The organism is Catellatospora sp. KI3 (assembly GCF_029948125.1).
Taxonomy (GTDB): Bacteria; Actinomycetota; Actinomycetes; order Mycobacteriales; family Micromonosporaceae; genus Catellatospora.
The window spans coordinates 101,933-117,378 of record NZ_JASAMB010000008.1; the positions used below are offsets into that span (position 1 = coordinate 101,933).

The 15,446-nt window shown below is 72.3% G+C and carries 15 protein-coding genes; 3 read left to right on the plus strand and 12 right to left on the minus strand.

What is annotated here, in order from left to right:
- Positions 1-13: 13 nt before the first annotated feature.
- The 3 genes from QEZ54_RS15350 to QEZ54_RS15360 are packed head-to-tail and all read right to left on the minus strand — an operon-like array spanning position 14 to position 2,797.
- On the minus strand, positions 14-766 hold the full coding sequence (locus QEZ54_RS15350) for a YebC/PmpR family DNA-binding transcriptional regulator (RefSeq protein ID WP_281305262.1): 753 nt from the start codon (positions 764-766) through the stop codon (positions 14-16).
- 45 nt (positions 767-811) lie between these two features.
- Positions 812-1,420: a pyridoxal 5'-phosphate synthase glutaminase subunit PdxT gene (gene pdxT, locus QEZ54_RS15355; RefSeq protein WP_281305263.1), complete on the minus strand. Its 609-nt coding sequence runs from the start codon at positions 1,418-1,420 to the stop codon at positions 812-814.
- 36 nt (positions 1,421-1,456) lie between these two features.
- A complete protein-coding gene (locus QEZ54_RS15360) occupies positions 1,457-2,797 on the minus strand; it encodes an aminotransferase class I/II-fold pyridoxal phosphate-dependent enzyme (RefSeq protein ID WP_281305264.1) in 1,341 nt (446 codons plus the stop codon).
- Positions 2,798-2,857: 60 nt separating this feature from the next.
- Here QEZ54_RS15360 and QEZ54_RS15365 point away from each other — a divergent pair, with 60 nt between their 5' ends.
- Positions 2,858-3,328 (plus strand): Lrp/AsnC family transcriptional regulator, encoded by a 471-nt coding sequence (locus tag QEZ54_RS15365; RefSeq protein ID WP_281305265.1) that lies wholly within the window; start codon positions 2,858-2,860, stop codon positions 3,326-3,328.
- Between the two features lie 89 nt (positions 3,329-3,417).
- Here the strand turns inward: QEZ54_RS15365 and pdxS are convergent, their stop codons facing one another.
- From pdxS to pgsA, 5 genes are all read right to left on the minus strand, one after another.
- Positions 3,418-4,326, minus strand: coding sequence for a pyridoxal 5'-phosphate synthase lyase subunit PdxS (gene pdxS / locus QEZ54_RS15370; protein ID WP_212831205.1), 909 nt, complete (start codon positions 4,324-4,326; stop codon positions 3,418-3,420).
- Positions 4,327-4,476: 150 nt separating this feature from the next.
- Positions 4,477-4,956: a hypothetical protein gene (locus QEZ54_RS15375; protein ID WP_281305266.1), complete on the minus strand. Its 480-nt coding sequence runs from the start codon at positions 4,954-4,956 to the stop codon at positions 4,477-4,479.
- A 44-nt stretch (positions 4,957-5,000) separates the two neighbouring features.
- Positions 5,001-6,155, minus strand: coding sequence for a glycosyltransferase family 4 protein (locus QEZ54_RS15380; protein ID WP_281305267.1), 1,155 nt, complete (start codon positions 6,153-6,155; stop codon positions 5,001-5,003).
- 1 nt (position 6,156) lies between these two features.
- The gene (locus QEZ54_RS15385) at positions 6,157-7,053 is read right to left on the minus strand and encodes a phosphatidylinositol mannoside acyltransferase (protein ID WP_281305268.1); all 897 of its coding nucleotides are present in this window, start codon (positions 7,051-7,053) and stop codon (positions 6,157-6,159) included.
- Entirely contained in the window at positions 7,050-7,685 is a 636-nt protein-coding gene (gene pgsA, locus QEZ54_RS15390) for a phosphatidylinositol phosphate synthase (RefSeq protein ID WP_281305269.1), read from the minus strand. Before pgsA ends, QEZ54_RS15385 begins: the two co-directional genes overlap by 4 nt.
- Before the next feature lie 139 nt (positions 7,686-7,824).
- On the opposite strand from pgsA, the gene QEZ54_RS15395 reads away from it, so the two are divergent.
- A complete protein-coding gene (locus QEZ54_RS15395; protein ID WP_281305270.1) occupies positions 7,825-9,984 on the plus strand; it encodes an elongation factor G-like protein EF-G2 in 2,160 nt (719 codons plus the stop codon).
- 164 nt (positions 9,985-10,148) lie between these two features.
- Here the strand turns inward: QEZ54_RS15395 and QEZ54_RS15400 are convergent, their stop codons facing one another.
- The 4 genes from QEZ54_RS15400 to thrS form a co-directional block, all read right to left on the minus strand.
- Positions 10,149-10,940 carry a polysaccharide deacetylase family protein gene (locus QEZ54_RS15400; protein WP_281305425.1) on the minus strand — a complete coding sequence of 264 codons (792 nt, stop codon included), beginning with the start codon at positions 10,938-10,940 and terminating at the stop codon, positions 10,149-10,151.
- A 143-nt stretch (positions 10,941-11,083) separates the two neighbouring features.
- On the minus strand, positions 11,084-11,584 hold the full coding sequence (locus tag QEZ54_RS15405) for an HIT domain-containing protein (protein ID WP_281305271.1): 501 nt from the start codon (positions 11,582-11,584) through the stop codon (positions 11,084-11,086).
- Entirely contained in the window at positions 11,581-12,051 is a 471-nt protein-coding gene (locus tag QEZ54_RS15410) for a GNAT family N-acetyltransferase (RefSeq protein ID WP_281305272.1), read from the minus strand. Before QEZ54_RS15410 ends, QEZ54_RS15405 begins: the two co-directional genes overlap by 4 nt.
- Positions 12,048-14,096: a threonine--tRNA ligase gene (gene thrS / locus QEZ54_RS15415; RefSeq protein ID WP_281305273.1), complete on the minus strand. Its 2,049-nt coding sequence runs from the start codon at positions 14,094-14,096 to the stop codon at positions 12,048-12,050. Before thrS ends, QEZ54_RS15410 begins: the two co-directional genes overlap by 4 nt.
- A gap of 169 nt (positions 14,097-14,265) precedes the next feature.
- On the opposite strand from thrS, the gene QEZ54_RS15420 reads away from it, so the two are divergent.
- The gene (locus QEZ54_RS15420; protein WP_281305274.1) at positions 14,266-15,405 is read left to right on the plus strand and encodes a class I SAM-dependent methyltransferase; all 1,140 of its coding nucleotides are present in this window, start codon (positions 14,266-14,268) and stop codon (positions 15,403-15,405) included.
- The last annotated feature ends 41 nt before the right edge of the window (positions 15,406-15,446 follow it).

The window sequence follows — 15,446 nt, forward strand, 5'->3', positions numbered from 1 at the left end:
AAAGCCCCAGGCCTCAGGCCTCGATCTTCTCCATGACCTCGTCGGAGATGTCGAAGTTGGCCCACACGTTCTGCACGTCGTCGCAGTCGTCGAGCACGTCGATCAGCTTGAGCACCTTGCGGGCGCCCTCCTCCTCCAGCGGCACCTGCATGCTGGGGACGAAGGTGGACTCGGCCGACTCGTAGTCGATGCCCGCGCCCTGCAGCGCGGTGCGCACGCCGACCAGGTCGGTGGCCTCGCTGATGACCTCGAACGACTCGCCCAGGTCGTTGCACTCCTCGGCGCCGGCGTCCAGCACCGCGCCCAGCACGTCGTCCTCGCTCAGGCCGTTCTTCGGGACGATGATCTGACCCTTGCGCGAGAACATGTACGCCACCGAGCCCGCGTCGGCGAGGCTGCCGCCGTTGCGGGTCAGCGCGACGCGCACCTCGGTCGCCGCGCGGTTGCGGTTGTCGGTCAGGCACTCGATCAGGATCGCCACGCCGTTGGGGCCGTAGCCCTCGTACATGATGGTCTGCCAGTCGGCGCCGCCGGCTTCCAGGCCCGAACCGCGCTTGACCGCCCGGTCGATGTTCTCGTTCGGGACGGAGCTCTTCTTGGCCTTCTGGATCGCGTCGTAGAGGGTCGGGTTACCCGTGGGGTCCCCGCCGCCGGTGCGCGCCGCCACCTCGATGTTCTTGATGAGGCGGGCGAACAGCTTGCCCCGCTTGGCGTCGATTGCCGCCTTCTTGTGCTTGGTAGTCGCCCACTTTGAGTGGCCGGACATACGATCCTCCGTCAGCGCGATGTTGAAGCAGCGTCCCCTGGCCGGTCAGGAGACCCGGGCACGCACCATGTCCACGAACAGGCGGTGCACCCGCAGGTCCCCGGTCAGCTCCGGGTGGAACGAGGTCGCCAGCAGGTTGCCCTGCCGGACCGCGACCATCCTACCGGTGGCCGGTCCGGACTCCACCCGGCCCAGCACCTCCACGTCCGGGCCGACCGACTCGACCCACGGCGCCCGGATGAAGATCGCGTGGACCGGCTCCTCGTCCAGGCCGTCGATCACCACCGGCGCCTCGAACGAGTCGACCTGGCGGCCGAACGCGTTGCGCCGGACCGTCATGCCGATGCCGCCGAACGTCTTCTGGTCGGGGCGGCCGTCGAGCACCTCGTCGGCCAGCATGATCATGCCGGCGCACGAGCCGTACGCCGGCATGCCCTGGGCCAGGCGCTCGCGGACCGGCTCGTACACGTCGAACGCGACCGCCAGCTTGCTCATGGTGGTGGATTCTCCGCCCGGGATGACCAGCGCGTCGATGCCCGCGACCTCCTCGGGCCGGCGCACCGGGCGCCCGATCACGTCGCACTCGGCCAGCGCGGCCAGGTGCTCGCGCACGTCGCCCTGCAGCGCCAGCACGCCGATGACGAGATCAGACACAGGTCCTCCTAGAAGATCATCCACTGTATGACGAGTCTATGCCGCCACCGGCAGCGCCTCAGGCACGGCCTGCGCCGAGGTGTCCGGCACCGCCCAGCCCGCCTCGGCGGCGACCGGTTCGGGGTGGCCCCCGATCGGCTCGGCGTAGGCCGTGACCGGCTGCGGGGTGGCCGGGGCAGGCATCGTGGCCGGTACGGCGACGGTGAAGCGGGCCGCGGCGGTCAGGGCCTGGGACAGGTCGGCCCACAGGTCCTCCGGGTCCTCCAGGCCCACCGACATGCGCAGCAGGCTGGGGGTGATGCCGCCGGTGGCCTTGCCGGCCTCGTCCACCAGCCGGTGGGTGAGCAGCGCCGGATGCTCGATGAGGGTGTCGACCGAGCCCAGGCTCACCGCCGGGGTGATCAGCTTCAGGTGCGACACGACGGCCGCGGCGTCACCGGCGGTCTCGAACGCGATCATCGCGCCGGGGCCGCGCATCTGGCGGCCGACCAGCCCGCGCGGGTCGTTGCCGGGCAGGCCCGGATAGTGCACCTTGGCCACGCCCCGGTGCACGGCCAGCCGCACCGCGAGCATCGCCGCGCTGGCCTGGGCCGCGCGCACCCGCAGCGGCAGCGTGGCCAGGCCCCGGTGCAGCAGGTACCCGCCCAGCGGGTGCAGCACCGCGCCGGTCAGGATGCGCACCTGGCGCAGGGCGGCGGCCCGCTCCTGCGAGCAGGCGACCACTCCGCCGAGCACGTCGCCGTGCCCGCCGAGGTACTTGGTGCCCGAGTGCACCACGTACGCGGCGCCGAGGCGGGCCGGGTTCTGCAGCACCGGCGTGGCGAAGGTGTTGTCGACCAGCAGCGGGACCTCGCCCGCCTGGATCGCGACGGTGGCGATGTCGACCAGGCTCAGCGTCGGGTTGCCCGGAGTCTCCACGATGACCAGGCCGGTGTCGGGGCGCAGCGCGGTGCCGACCTCGTCCTGGTCGACCCAGGTGACCGTGAGGCCGAGCAGCCCGGTGGCCAGCAGGTGGTCGGTGCCGCCGTACAGCGGACGTACCGCCACGACGTGCCGCTTGCCGGTGAGCACGCACGCGGCCTGCAGCACCGCCGTGATCGCGGCCATGCCGGAGGAGAACGACACCGCGGTCTCGGTGCCCTCCAGGTCGGCCAGGGCCTGCTCGAAGCGCGCCGTCGTCGGGTTGTAGAGGCGCTGGTAGACCGGGGTGGCGGCGGTGGCCGCGCCCTCGGCGAACGCACCCAGCGCCGCCCCGGCGGCGACCTGGTCGTGCATCGGGTACGTGGTGGAGAAGTCCAGCGGCAGCGCGTGGACGCCGAGCTCGGCGAGGTCGGCGCGGCCCGCGTGCACGGCACGGGTGTCGGCGGCGTACGTCATGGCGCAGATCATGGGGAGTTCTTCGGCGCAGCTCAACAAGGTCTGAATATCATTCGGCGTATGGCCGGCAACCCCGCACTCGATGCGATCGACCTGGCGATTCTGCGCGAACTGCAGAACGATGCGCGGATCTCGAACAAGGATCTGGCCGCGAGGGTGAACGTGGCCGCCTCCACCTGCCTGGAGCGGGTGCGCTCGCTGCAGCGGCGCGGCGTGCTGATCGGCTTCCACGCCGAGGCCGACCCGGCCGCGCTCGGCCGACCCCTGCAGGCATACATCGCGGTCCGGGTACGCCCGCACAACCGCGACGTGGTCGAGCCGTTCATCCGCTTCGCCCTCGACCTGCCCGAGACCCTGGCCCTGTCCCACATCGCCGGCCCGGACGACTTCCTCGTCCACGTCGCCGTCCGCGACGCCGCCCACCTGCAGCGCCTGATCCTCGACGGCTTCACCTCCCGCCGCGAGGTGGCCCACCTGCAGACCCAGCTCATCTTCGACCACGTCAGGAAGTGGGACCTCACCGGCCAGTAACCCCCGAGATCGCTCAAGTCGGGGGATCTTGAACGGGGACGGCCGCCGGCCCCGGCAGGGGGCGGCGGCCGTCGGACGCACGGGTCAGGTCACCAGCCGCGCTCGGCGAGGCGGTGCGGCTGCGGGATCTCGTCGACGTTGATGCCGACCATGGCCTCGCCCAGGCCGCGCGAGACCTTGGCGAGCACGTCCGGGTCGTCGTAGAAGGTGGTGGCCTTCACGATCGCCTCGGCGCGCTGGGCCGGGTTGCCGGACTTGAAGATGCCGGAGCCGACGAAGACGCCCTCGGCGCCGAGCTGCATCATCATGGCGGCGTCGGCCGGGGTGGCGATGCCGCCCGCGGTGAACAGCACCACCGGCAGCTTGCCGGTCTCGGCGACCTCCTTGACCAGCTCGTACGGCGCCTGCAGCTCCTTGGCCGCGACGTACAGCTCGTCCTCGGGCAGCGTGGTGAGGCGCTTGATCTCGGCCCGGATCTTGCGCATGTGGGTGGTGGCGTTGGAGACGTCACCGGTGCCGGCCTCGCCCTTGGAGCGGATCATGGCCGCACCCTCGGTGATGCGCCGCAGCGCCTCGCCCAGGTTGGTCGCGCCGCAGACGAAGGGCACGGTGAACTGCCACTTGTCGATGTGGTTGGCGTAGTCGGCCGGGGTCAGCACCTCGGACTCGTCCACGTAGTCGACGCCGAGCGCCTGCAGCACCTGGGCCTCGACGAAGTGGCCGATGCGGGCCTTGGCCATGACCGGAATCGAGACGGCGGCGATGATGCCGTCGATCATGTCGGGGTCGCTCATCCGGGAGACGCCGCCCTGGGCGCGGATGTCGGCGGGCACGCGCTCCAGCGCCATGACGGCGACGGCGCCCGCGTCCTCGGCGATCTTCGCCTGCTCCGGCGTGACGACGTCCATGATCACGCCGCCCTTGAGCATCTCGGCCATGCCGCGCTTGACGCGGGCGGTGCCGGTGACCGGTACGTTCGAAGACTCGGTTGCAGACATGGTGTCGCGGCTCTCCTCGCGGACGGGGAAGGTATATACCGGGCTTGTCAGACAAAGCCCTGCAGCATCCATGGTACGTGCGCCCCGGCAGGCCACCCGACAGCCAATCGAACCCCCGTGGCTTGCTGGGTGACAGCCGTCACAACCCGGCTACTCCGTCGGGTCGTCGATGTCGAAGTAGGCGGGGCGGGGGTGCTTGCGGTTGAGGCGCAGCAGGCGGACCAGGGGGCGGCCGCGCACCGCCAACGCGCCGCGTACCAGGTCGGTGTGCATCTGGCGGGCCAGCGCGACCCGGCGGCCGGCCGCCACCACGGCGGCGCCGTCCGGCGTGTCCGGATCCAGCGCCTGCTTGCGCAGCAGCCGGGTCAGGTCGTTCTCGGCCGCCTCCCGGTCGTCGTCGCGGGCGTCCAGCGCGGCGCGGGCGGCGGCGTAGAGGTCGGCGGACTCGGGGTCACCCGGCGCGGCCTCGGCCAGCACCGCCGCGGCGGCGGCGCGGCGCACCAACTGGGAGTCCAGCGCCCGTCCGGCTGAGGCGGCGCGGGCGTGCAGCCGGTCGACCCGCCCGGCCACCCACGTGACGTAGGACGCACCCACGACCACGAAGGCCACCACGCCGATCACCCAACCCATGCCGGGCATCGTAGTGTGCCCCCGTCACCGGGCGATGTCCCCGGTTACCAGTCCGTAGGCGGCTCGGCGCCCCGCACCGTCTCGCCGCACGCCTCGATGGCCGAGTTGTACACCTCGAGCACGCGCTCGGCGACCACCGGCCAGTCGTACCCGGAGACGACCCTGGTCGCGTGCTCGACCAGCGCCTTGCGGCGCGGCGCGTCGTCCAGCAGCTCGCGGATGGTCCCGGCCAGCGCGGCCGAGTCGCCGTTGGGGAACAGCGCCCCGGCCCGGCCGCCGTCGAGCACCCGCCGGAACGCGTCCAGATCGGTGGCCACCACCGGCGCGCCCGCCGCCATCGCCTCGGTGAGGATCATGCCGAAGGACTCGCCGCCGGTGTTGGGCGCGACGTACAGGTCGACGCTGCGCAGCATCCGCGCCTTGTCCTGCTCCGACACCTTGCCCAGGAACGTGGTCCGCTCGGCGATCACGTCCGGCAGGTCGAGGTCGGCCAGGTCGCCCGGCCCGGCCAGCAGCAGCCGCAGCCCGGGGCGCCGGGGCATCAGCTCCGTCAGGGCCTTGGCCAGCACGTCGAAGCCCTTGCGCGGCTCGGTGAACCGGCCCAGGAAGCCGACCGTGCCGCCGTGCCCGGGACCGCACTCCCCCGGCCAGCCCGCCAGCGGCTGCGCCCCGGCGAACTGCGCCACCGCGACCCCGTTGGGGATCTCCACCGCGCCGCCGTCGAGGTGCTCGACCTGCACCCGGCGGGCCAGCTCGCTGACCGCGATGCGGCCGGTGATCCGCTCCAGCACCACCTGCAGCACGCCCTGCACCGCGGCCAGGGCCCGGGAGCGGGTGATCGCGGTGTGGAACGTGGCCACCACCGGGCCGCGCGCCGACATCACGGCCAGCAGCGACAGGCTCGGGGCCAGCGGCTCGTGCACGTGCAGCACGTCGAAGTCGCCCTGGTGCAGCCAGCGGCGCACCCGGGCGGCCGACAGCGGGCCGAAGTTCAGCCGGGCCACCGAGCCGTTGTACGGCACCGGCACGGCCCGCCCGGCGGCCACCACGTACGGCGGTAGGGGCTGGTCGTCGTCGGCCGGGGCGAGCACGCTCACCTCGTGGCCCATCGAGATCAGCGTCTCGGCGAGGTCCCTGATGTGGAACTGCACGCCGCCCGGCACGTCCATCGAGTACGGGCAGACGATTCCGATCCGCACGTCACTCCTCGGGGTCGGCGGCACTCGGCTCGGACAGCCACAGCTTCTGCAGCATGTGCCAGTCTGCCGGGTTGGCCGCGATGCCGCGCGCCAGGCCGTCGGCGACCTGCTGCGTCAGCAGCCGCACGCGCACGTCGAGGGGGGCGCCGGGGTCGGGCAGGGGCAGCGGTCCGACCACGCGCCCGCAGGGGGCGTCCGGCTCGTACCACATGTCGACGACGAACAACGGGGCGCCGGTGCGCAGCGCCAGCAGCGCCGGACCGGCCGGCATCCGGGTGCGGCCGCCGAAGAACTCCACCTCGACCCCGCGCGCCGACAGGTCCCGGTCGGCCAGCAGCGGCACGATGTGCGCCTGGCCGAGCCGCTCGACCAGCAGGTCCACCGGCGAGCCGCTGCCGCCGACGGTCGGGATGATGCTCATGCCCAGGCCCTCGCGGAACTCCAGGAACCGCTGGTAGAGGCCTTCCGGACGGAGCCGCTCGGCGACGGTGGTCAGCGGCAGGCCGTGCGCGGTGACCATCGCCCCGGCCGCGTCCCAGTTGCCCGCGTGCGGCAGCGCGACGATGGCGCCCGTCCCGGCCGCGTGCGCGTCGGCGAGCTTGTGGAAGTCGTGCAGCCGGAAGCCGTCGCGCAGCTGCGCCGGGCTCTGCGAGGGCAGCCGGAATGCCTCCAGCCAGTAGCGGGCGTACGAGCGCATCGCGGCGCGCACCAGCTCCGGCGGCGCCGGGCGGCCCAGCACGATGCTCAGGTTGCGCGCCAGCCGCTGCACGCCGGGCCCGCGCTTGCCCGCGGCGCGGTCGGCCCCGGCCCGGAACAGCGCCGACGCGGCGCCGTGCGGCATCGCCCGCACCAGCCGCCAGCCGCCGGCGTAGCTCAGGTCGACCAGGCGGTCCCTCACGCGGACTCACCGCCGGCGGTCCGCGCCTGCTCCAGCTTGTACACGTGCCACATGCGCTGCCAGATGGTGAAGATCGAGCCCGCCGCCAGCACCCACAGCGACGCGGGCAGGCCCCAGCTCAGGCCGCCGACCGAGGTCAGCAGGGCGCCGACGCCGATGATGATCAGGCGCTCGGCCCGCTCGACCAGGCCGACGTGGCACGCCATGCCCAGCCCCTCGGCGCGCGCCTTGACGTACGACACGACCTGCCCGGCGACCAGGCAGATCAGCGCCGCGAGCAGGGTCGGGCGGTCGCCGGTGACGGCGAACCACCAGATCAGCCCGGCGAAGACGGCACCGTCGGCGATCCGGTCCATGGCCGAGTCGAGCAGCGCGCCGTACCGGCTGGCGGTGCCGCGCTGGCGGGCCATGGACCCGTCCATGACGTCGGCCAGCCCGCACAGGGTGATCGCGATCGTGGCGGCGAGGAAGTGACCCTGGGCGACGAACACGACCGAGCCGACCAGCACGCCGACGGTGCCCACCACCGTGACCGCGTCGGGGCTGACGCCCATGCGCAGCAGGGCCCGGCTGAGTGGGTCGAGCAGCCTGGCGGTGCCCGCCTTGCCGACCACGCTGAAGATCTTCGCCATGATGGCGCTAACGATAGCGGTGGGGTCGACCCGCGCCGACAGCGGCGACACGGGCATGCCAGGGTTGTGGTCGAACGCCCGAGATGGGTGTGGAATCGGAAACAATGCAGTAACAGACACATGGAGTGGAGGCGGCGGCATGGCGCGCGGCGACAAGGAGAAGGTCTCGCAGGCTCCGGCGCAGGTCGCGCAGCATCCGCAGGAGGTGCGCAACGTCGTCCTGGTCGGGCACGCGGGCAGCGGCAAGACCACGCTGGTGGAGGCGCTGCTGGCGGCGACCGGGACGATCAGCCGGGCGGGCAGCGTCACCGAGGGTACGACCGTCGGCGACCACGACCCCGCCGCGGTGAAGCAGCAGCGCTCAGTCGCGCTGGCGTGCGCGCCGCTCAGCCACGACGGAGTGAAGATCAACCTGCTGGACACGCCCGGCTACGCCGACTTCGTCGGTGAGCTGCGCGCGGGCCTGCGCGCCGCCGACGCGGCCCTGTTCGTGGTCTGCGCCGCCGACGGCATGGACGCGGCCACCGCCGCGCTGTGGGACGAGTGCGCCGCCGTCGGCATGCCCCGCGCGGTCGCGATCAGCCGCCTGGACCACCCCCGCGCCGACTTCGACGAGGCGCTGGCGCTGTGCCAGCGGGTCTTCGGCGAGGAGATCCAGCCGCTGTACCTGCCCATGCACGGCGACGACGGCCAGTCGGTCGAGGGCCTGATCGGCCTGATCAACCAGCGGGTGTACGACTACTCCGGCGGCTACCCGCCCCAGGTGCGCGAGCCCGACGCCGAGCACCTGCCCGCCATCGAGGAGTCCCGCGGCGAGCTGCTGGAGGGCATCATCGCCGAGAGCGAGGACGAGACCCTGATGGACCGGTACCTCGCCGGCGAGGACATCGACCCGCAGGTGATCGTCGACGACCTGGAGAAGGCCGTCGCCCGGGGCCACTTCCACCCCGTGGTGCCGGTGTGCGCCGCCACCGGCGTCGGCCTGGACGCCCTGCTGGAGCTGCTCACCCGGGCCTTCCCGACGCCGCTGGAGCACCCGCTGCCCGCGGTCACCGGCGTGGACGGCTCGCCCCGCGACGAGCTGGACTGCGACCCGAGCGGCCCGCTGGTGGCCGAGGTCGTCAAGACCACCGTCGACCCGTACGTCGGCCGGGTCAGCCTGGTCCGGGTCTTCTCCGGCACGCTGCGCCCCGACACCCCGGTGCACATCAGCGGCCACGGCCTGGCCGAGCGCGGCCACCCCGACCACGACGCCGACGAGCGGATCACGCACATCTACTCCCCGCTCGGCGCGAACCTGCGCGAGGTCCCGCTGTGCGTGGCCGGCGACATCTGCGCGATCACCAAGTCCACCGCCGCCGAGACCGGCGACACGATCTCCAACAAGGAGAAGCCGCTGCTGGTGGCGCCGTGGCGGATGCCCGAGCCGCTGCTGCCGGTCGCGGTGGTGCCCAAGACCCGCTCCGACGAGGACGCGCTGGCCAAGAACCTGGCCAAGCTGGTCGCGGGCGACCCGACCCTGCGCCTGGAGCGCAACCCGGAGACCCACCAGCTGGTGCTGTGGTGCATGGGCGAGGCCCACGCCGACGTGGTGCTCGACCGGCTGCGCACCGGCGGGGTGGAGCTGAGCACCGAACCGGCGAAGGTCGCCCTGCGCGAGGCGTTCACCGCCGCCGCCAGCGGCAACGGCCGCCACGTCAAGCAGTCCGGCGGGCACGGCCAGTACGCGGTGTGCGCGATCGAGCTGGAGCCGCTGCCGCGCGGCACCGGGATCGAGTTCGTCGACAAGATCGTCGGCGGGGCGATCCCGCACAACTACATCCCGAGCGTCGAGAAGGGCGTCCGCGCCCAGGCCGAGCGGGGCATCGTGGCCGGGTACCCGGTGGTCGACTTCCGGGTGACCCTGGTCGACGGCAAGGCCCACAGCGTCGACTCCTCCGACGCCGCGTTCCAGACCGCGGGCGGCATGGCGTTGAAGGACGCGGCCGAGAAGGCCCATGTGGCGCTGCTGGAACCGGTCGACGAGGTGGTCATCACGGTGCCGGACACGGCGGTCGGCGCGGTGATGAGCGACCTGTCCGGACGCCGGGGGCGGGTGCTGGGGTCGGAGTCGGACCCGGCGGGCGGCGAGCGTACCCAGATCCGGGCCGAGGTGCCGGCGCTGGAGCTGCAGCGGTACCTGGTGGACCTGCGGTCGATGACGGCCGGGGCGGGGACGTTCGTGCGGGAGTTCGCCCGGTACGAGCCCATGCCCGGCCACCTGGCCGACCAGGCCCGCAAGGAGCACACCACCCGCTGACCCACCCCGCCCCGCCCCGCCCCGGCACCCCCGCCCCGCTCCGCCCTGTATTGACGCTGGCCTATCTAGAGGACGATTCGACGAAATCCGTCCTCTAGATAGGCCAGCGTCAATGCTAAGTGCGCCGGTGCACCCGCACTCTGCACTAGATAGGCCAACGTCGATCAGGGGGCCGGGTCGGCGGCGGCCGCCGCGCGCAGGGCCGAGACGGTGACCGGGCGCAGGCCCCGGTCGCGCAGGCCGGCGACGATCCCGGTGAGGTGGTCGATGGTCACCAGGCGCCGCCGGTCCCCCACGTCATGGGCCAGGATGATCGCCCCGGGTCGGGCCGCCGCCACCGTGTCGGCCACGATCCCGGCCGGGTCGCGCGCGAACGCGGCCTCCCGCATCTGCCGCGACCACATCACCACGTCGTAGCCCAGCTCCTCGGCCACCGTCAGCGTGGTACCGCCGAGGTGCCCCCAGGGCGGGCGGAGCAGGGTCGGTTCGCGCCCCAGCACGTCGGCGACGGCATCGTGGCAGCGGCGCAACTGGTCGCGTACGCCCCGCTCGTCGCGCTGGGCGAGGTCCTTGTGGGCCCAGGTGTGGTTGCCGACCTCGTGGCGGGCGTACCGGTCGCGCACCAGCGCGGCGTGGCGGCGCAGCCGCTGCCCGACGACGAAGAACGTGGCCGCGACGTCGAGGCGGTCGAGGGTGTCCAGCACCCGGGGCGTCCAGTCCGGCGCCGGGCCGTCGTCGAAGGTCAACGCCACCAGCGGCTGCTCCGTGCGTACGTGCCACAGCACGCTCACCGCCCCGCGCCCCTGCCCGCCCAGCTCGTTGCCCGCCGGGGCGTACCCGCCGTCCAGCGGCAGCCGGTCCGGACCGATCCACTCCCGGCCGCGCAGCACCGCGATCCCGGCGGCGGCCCCGCCGAGCCCGGCCAGCCCGCCGCGCATCAGCCCGCGCCGCGACATCCCCACACCGCCGATGGTGCAGCCCCACCGGGCCCCGCCGCGGCCGAATCCCGCATTCAACGCCGATCACCGCCCCGCGGCGCACTCCGCCTATCGAGAGCCGGGGTGGCTGCGCGGTCGGGCGAGCGGGATGGCCGGGCCGGTCAGCTGGGCCAGGCTGCCAGGAGCAGGTCGCGGGTGTCGGTGAGCAGCTGCGGCAGCGCCTTGGTCCGCCCGACCACGGGCAGGAAGTTGTTGTCGCCGCCCCAGCGCGGCACCACGTGCTGGTGCAGGTGCGCGGCGATCCCGGCCCCGGCGGCGCTGCCCTGGTTCAGGCCGATGTTGAAGCCGTGCGCGTTGGAGACCTTGCGGACCACCCGCATCGCCGTCTTGGTGAACTCGGCCAGCTCCGCGGTCTCGGCCGCGTCGAGCTCCGGGTAGTCGTCGATGTGGCGGTACGGGCAGATCAGCAGGTGTCCCGGGTTGTACGGGAACCGGTTGAGCACCGCGTACACCGCCTCGCCCCGGGCGACGATCAGGCCGTCCGGATCGGTCTGGGGCGCGACGCAGAACGGGCAGCCCTCAGGCTTGGTGCCGCCGCTGACGTACGCCATCCGCCACGGGGTCCACAGCCGCTCCAGGCCGTCGGGGTCGGCGGTGCTCATGCCGCGACCTGCCGAGGGGCGCGAGTCGGGATCACCGGCCGGGTGTCGAGCTCCATCCACCGCTCCGGGTTGGCCATCGGCGTGAAGCCGACCTTGGCGTAGACCCCGTGCGCGTCGGCGGTGGCCAGGATGATCCGGCGGATCCCGAGCGCCTGCAGCTCGTCGCGGATCACCGTGACGGCCCACTGCGCCAGCCCCAGGCCGCGGTGCCCGGTGTCCACGAACACGTCGCACAGCCAGGCGAAGGTCGCCCCGTCGGTGACCACCCGGAACACGCCGACCTGGGCACCGGACTGCGCGTACAGGCCGTACACCGTCGATCCGGCCAGCGAGCGCTCCATGACCTCGCGGTCGCGGCCGGAGGTCCAGTACGCCTCGCGCAGCAGCCACTGCTCGACGGCGGCGAGGTCGAGCCGGGCCGGGTCCGTGTCCAGCACGTACCCGGCCTCGTGCGTGCGCGTGCTCACGCCGCGTCGCCCGCCTCGACCGCCTCGGCGACCCCGGCGGACGGGCCGGAGTTGGTACGCGAGCGCACCACCTCGACCACGTGCGCGACCGCCTCGTCCAGGCTCACGCCGTTGCGCTGCGAGCCGTCGCGGTAGCGGAACGACACGGTGCCGTCGGCCAGGTCCTGGTCGCCGACGATCGCCATGAACGGGATCTTCTGCTGCTGGGCGTTGCGGATCTTCTTCTGCATCCGGTCGTCGGAGGCGTCGACCTCGGCCCGGATGCCCTCCTTGCGCAGGCGGGCGACGAAGTCGAACAGGAACGCGGTGTGCCCGGCCTCGTCGTCGGAGCGGATCGGGATGCCGACCACCTGCACCGGCGCCAGCCACGCCGGGAAGGCGCCGGCGTAGTGCTCGGTGAGCACGCCGATGAAGCGCTCGATCGAGCCGAACTTGGCACAGTGGATCATCACGGGCTGCTGGCGGGTGCCGTCGGCGGCCTGGTACTCCAGCTCGAAGCCGCGCGGCTGGTTGAAGTCGTACTGGATGGTCGACATCTGCCAGGTACGGCCGATCGCGTCCTTGGCCTGGACCGAGATCTTCGGGCCGTAGAAGGCCGCGCCGCCCGGGTCCGGCACCAGCTGCAGGCCGGTCTCGACCGCGCACTGCTCCAGCACCGCGGTCGCGGTCGCCCAGTCCTCCTCCGAGCCGACGAACTTGTCCGGCTTGGTGTCGTCGCGGGTGGACAGCTCCAGGTAGAAGTCGGTGATGCCGAAGTCCTTGAGCAGGCCGAGCACGAAGTCGAGCAGGTGCTTGATCTCGGCGGCCGCCTGCTCCTTGGTGACGTAGGAGTGCGAGTCGTCCTGGGTGAAGCCGCGCACCCGGGTCAGGCCGTGGATGACGCCCGACTTCTCGAACCGGTACACCGACCCGAACTCGAACAGCCGGATCGGCAGCTCGCGGTAGGACCGCCCGCGCGACCGGTAGATCAGGTTGTGCATCGGGCAGTTCATGGCCTTGAGGTAGTAGTCGCTGCCCTCCATGTCCATCGGCGGGAACATGGTCTCCTTGTAGTAGGGCAGGTGGCCCGAGGTGTGGAAGAGGCCTTCCTTGGTGATGTGCGGCGTCCCGACGTACTGGAAGCCCTCCTCGATGTGTCGGGCACGGACGTAGTCCTCCATCTCGCGCTTGATCACACCGCCCTTGGGGTGGAAGACGGCCAGGCCGGAGCCGATCTCGTCGGGGAAGCTGAACAGGTCCAGGTCGGTGCCGAGCTTGCGGTGGTCGCGGCGGGCCGCCTCCTCCAGCAGCTTCAGGTAGTCCTTGAGCTGGTCGCGGGTCGGCCACGCGGTGCCGTACACCCGCTGGAGCTGCGGGTTCTTCTCCGAACCGCGCCAGTACGCCGCGGCCGAGCGCATCAGCTTGAACGCGCCGATCAGCCGGGTGCTGGGCAGGTGCGGGCCCCGGCACAGGTCGCCCCAGCGGCGGTCGCCGGTCTTGGCGTCGAAGTTGTCGTAGATGGTCAGCTCGCCGCCGCCGACCTCCATCACGTCGTCGCCGGCGTCGCCCTTGATGTCGACCAGTTCGAGCTTGAACGGCTCGTCCTTCAGTTCGGCCTTGGCCTGCTCCAGCGAGTCGAACCGGCGGCGCTGGAAGCGCTGCCCCGACTTGACGATCTCCTGCATCCGCTTCTCGATCTTGTCCAGGTCGTCCGGGTGGAACGGCTTGGGCACGGAGAAGTCGTAGTAGAAGCCGTTGTCGATCGGCGGGCCGATGCCCAGCTTCGCCTCGGGGAAGATGTCCTGGACGGCCTGGGCCAGCACGTGCGCGGTCGAGTGGCGCAGCACGTTGAGGCCGTCGGGCGAGTCGATCGCGACCGGCTCCACGGAGGTCTCCACCGACGGGACCCAGTCGAGGTCGCGCAGGCGGCCCTCGGGGTCGCGGACCACCACGATCGCCTTGGCGCCGTGGACCGGCAGGCCCGCGGCGGCGATCGCGTCGGCGCACGTCGTCCCGGCCGCGACGACGACGGGGTCGGCGGCGGGCGGGCTGATCGGTGCGCTCACGATGATCTCCTTGAAAGAGTGGTCCCAGCGGTTTGTCCGGCTCCGGCCATGCTATCGGGCGTACCGATCATGCCGGTTACCGGTCAGCCGGTGCCCGCGGCGGCCCCTGTCGTGCCGCGTTCACCCGCGACCCCTTTCGGGGGCGTTTGCACGCCGTTAGATTGGCGCAATGACGAGTATTGATCTCGGTCGTACGCTGGACCGTCGTTTCCAGCAATACTTCTCCGGCCGGGCCGGAACCCCCTTCTCGGTGCGCCACGGGGCGGTCGCGCACACCGTCGGCACCGGCGATCCCGCATTCACCATCGCCGTCACCGACCCGCGCGGCGCCAAGGCGCTGGCCGGGCTGGACCAGTTCCAGATCGGCGTGGCCTACCTGCGCGGCTGGCTGGACTTCGAGGGCGACCTGATGGCCGCGCTCAAGATCCGCGGCATGTTCCACGACCGGCACCCCATCGCCTGGGTGGCCCGGTTCGCCCCGGCGCTGCGGTTCGGCGGGGCCGAGCACGACCGGCGCGCCATCTCGGCGCACTACGACGAGGAGTCGGAGTTCTTCCTGACCTTCATGGACTCCCGGCACCGCTGCTACACCCAGGGCGTGTTCGAGCGCGACGACGAGCCGCTCGAGGACGCCATGACCCGCAAGATGCAGCTGGCGCTGGAGGCGCTCAAGGTCTCCCCCGGCGACCACATCCTGGAGGTCGGCGGGGGCTGGGGCGCCTTCTCCGAGTACGCCGCCCGCCAGGGCGTGCACGTCACCACGCTGACCCTGGCCGAGGAGTCCGAGCGCTACCTGTCCGACCTGTTCGCCCGCGAGCAGCTGCCCGCGCGGGTGGTCCGGCAGCACCTGCTGCGCTACGAGGCGCCGCGCCGCTACGACGCGATCGTGAACATGGGCGTGACCGAGCACCTGCCCGACTACCGGGCCTCGCTGCGCAAGTACGCCGAGCTGGTCCGCCCCGGCGGGCACGTGTACCTGGACGCGCTGGCGATGCGGGCCAAGCACCGGGTGTCCACGTTCATGAGCCGCTACATCTACCCGGGCAAGTCCTCGCCGCTGGTGCTGCACTCGTACCTGCGGCAGGTGGCCCGGTCGCCGTTCGAGCTGGTCAGCGTGGACGACGACCGGCACAACTACCACCTGACCTGCGCGGAGTGGGCGCGGCGGCTGGACGCGGCCCGCGACGAGGTGGTGCGGCGCTGGGGCGATCCGCTGTACCGGCGGTTCCGGCTGTTCCTGTGGGGCTCGGCGGCGAGCTTCGACACGGGCCTGGTGCAGGCGTACCGGTGGGTGCTCCGGATGCCTTGAACCCATTTTTCCGGAGTATGTCCGAGTTGGCGCGGTACCGT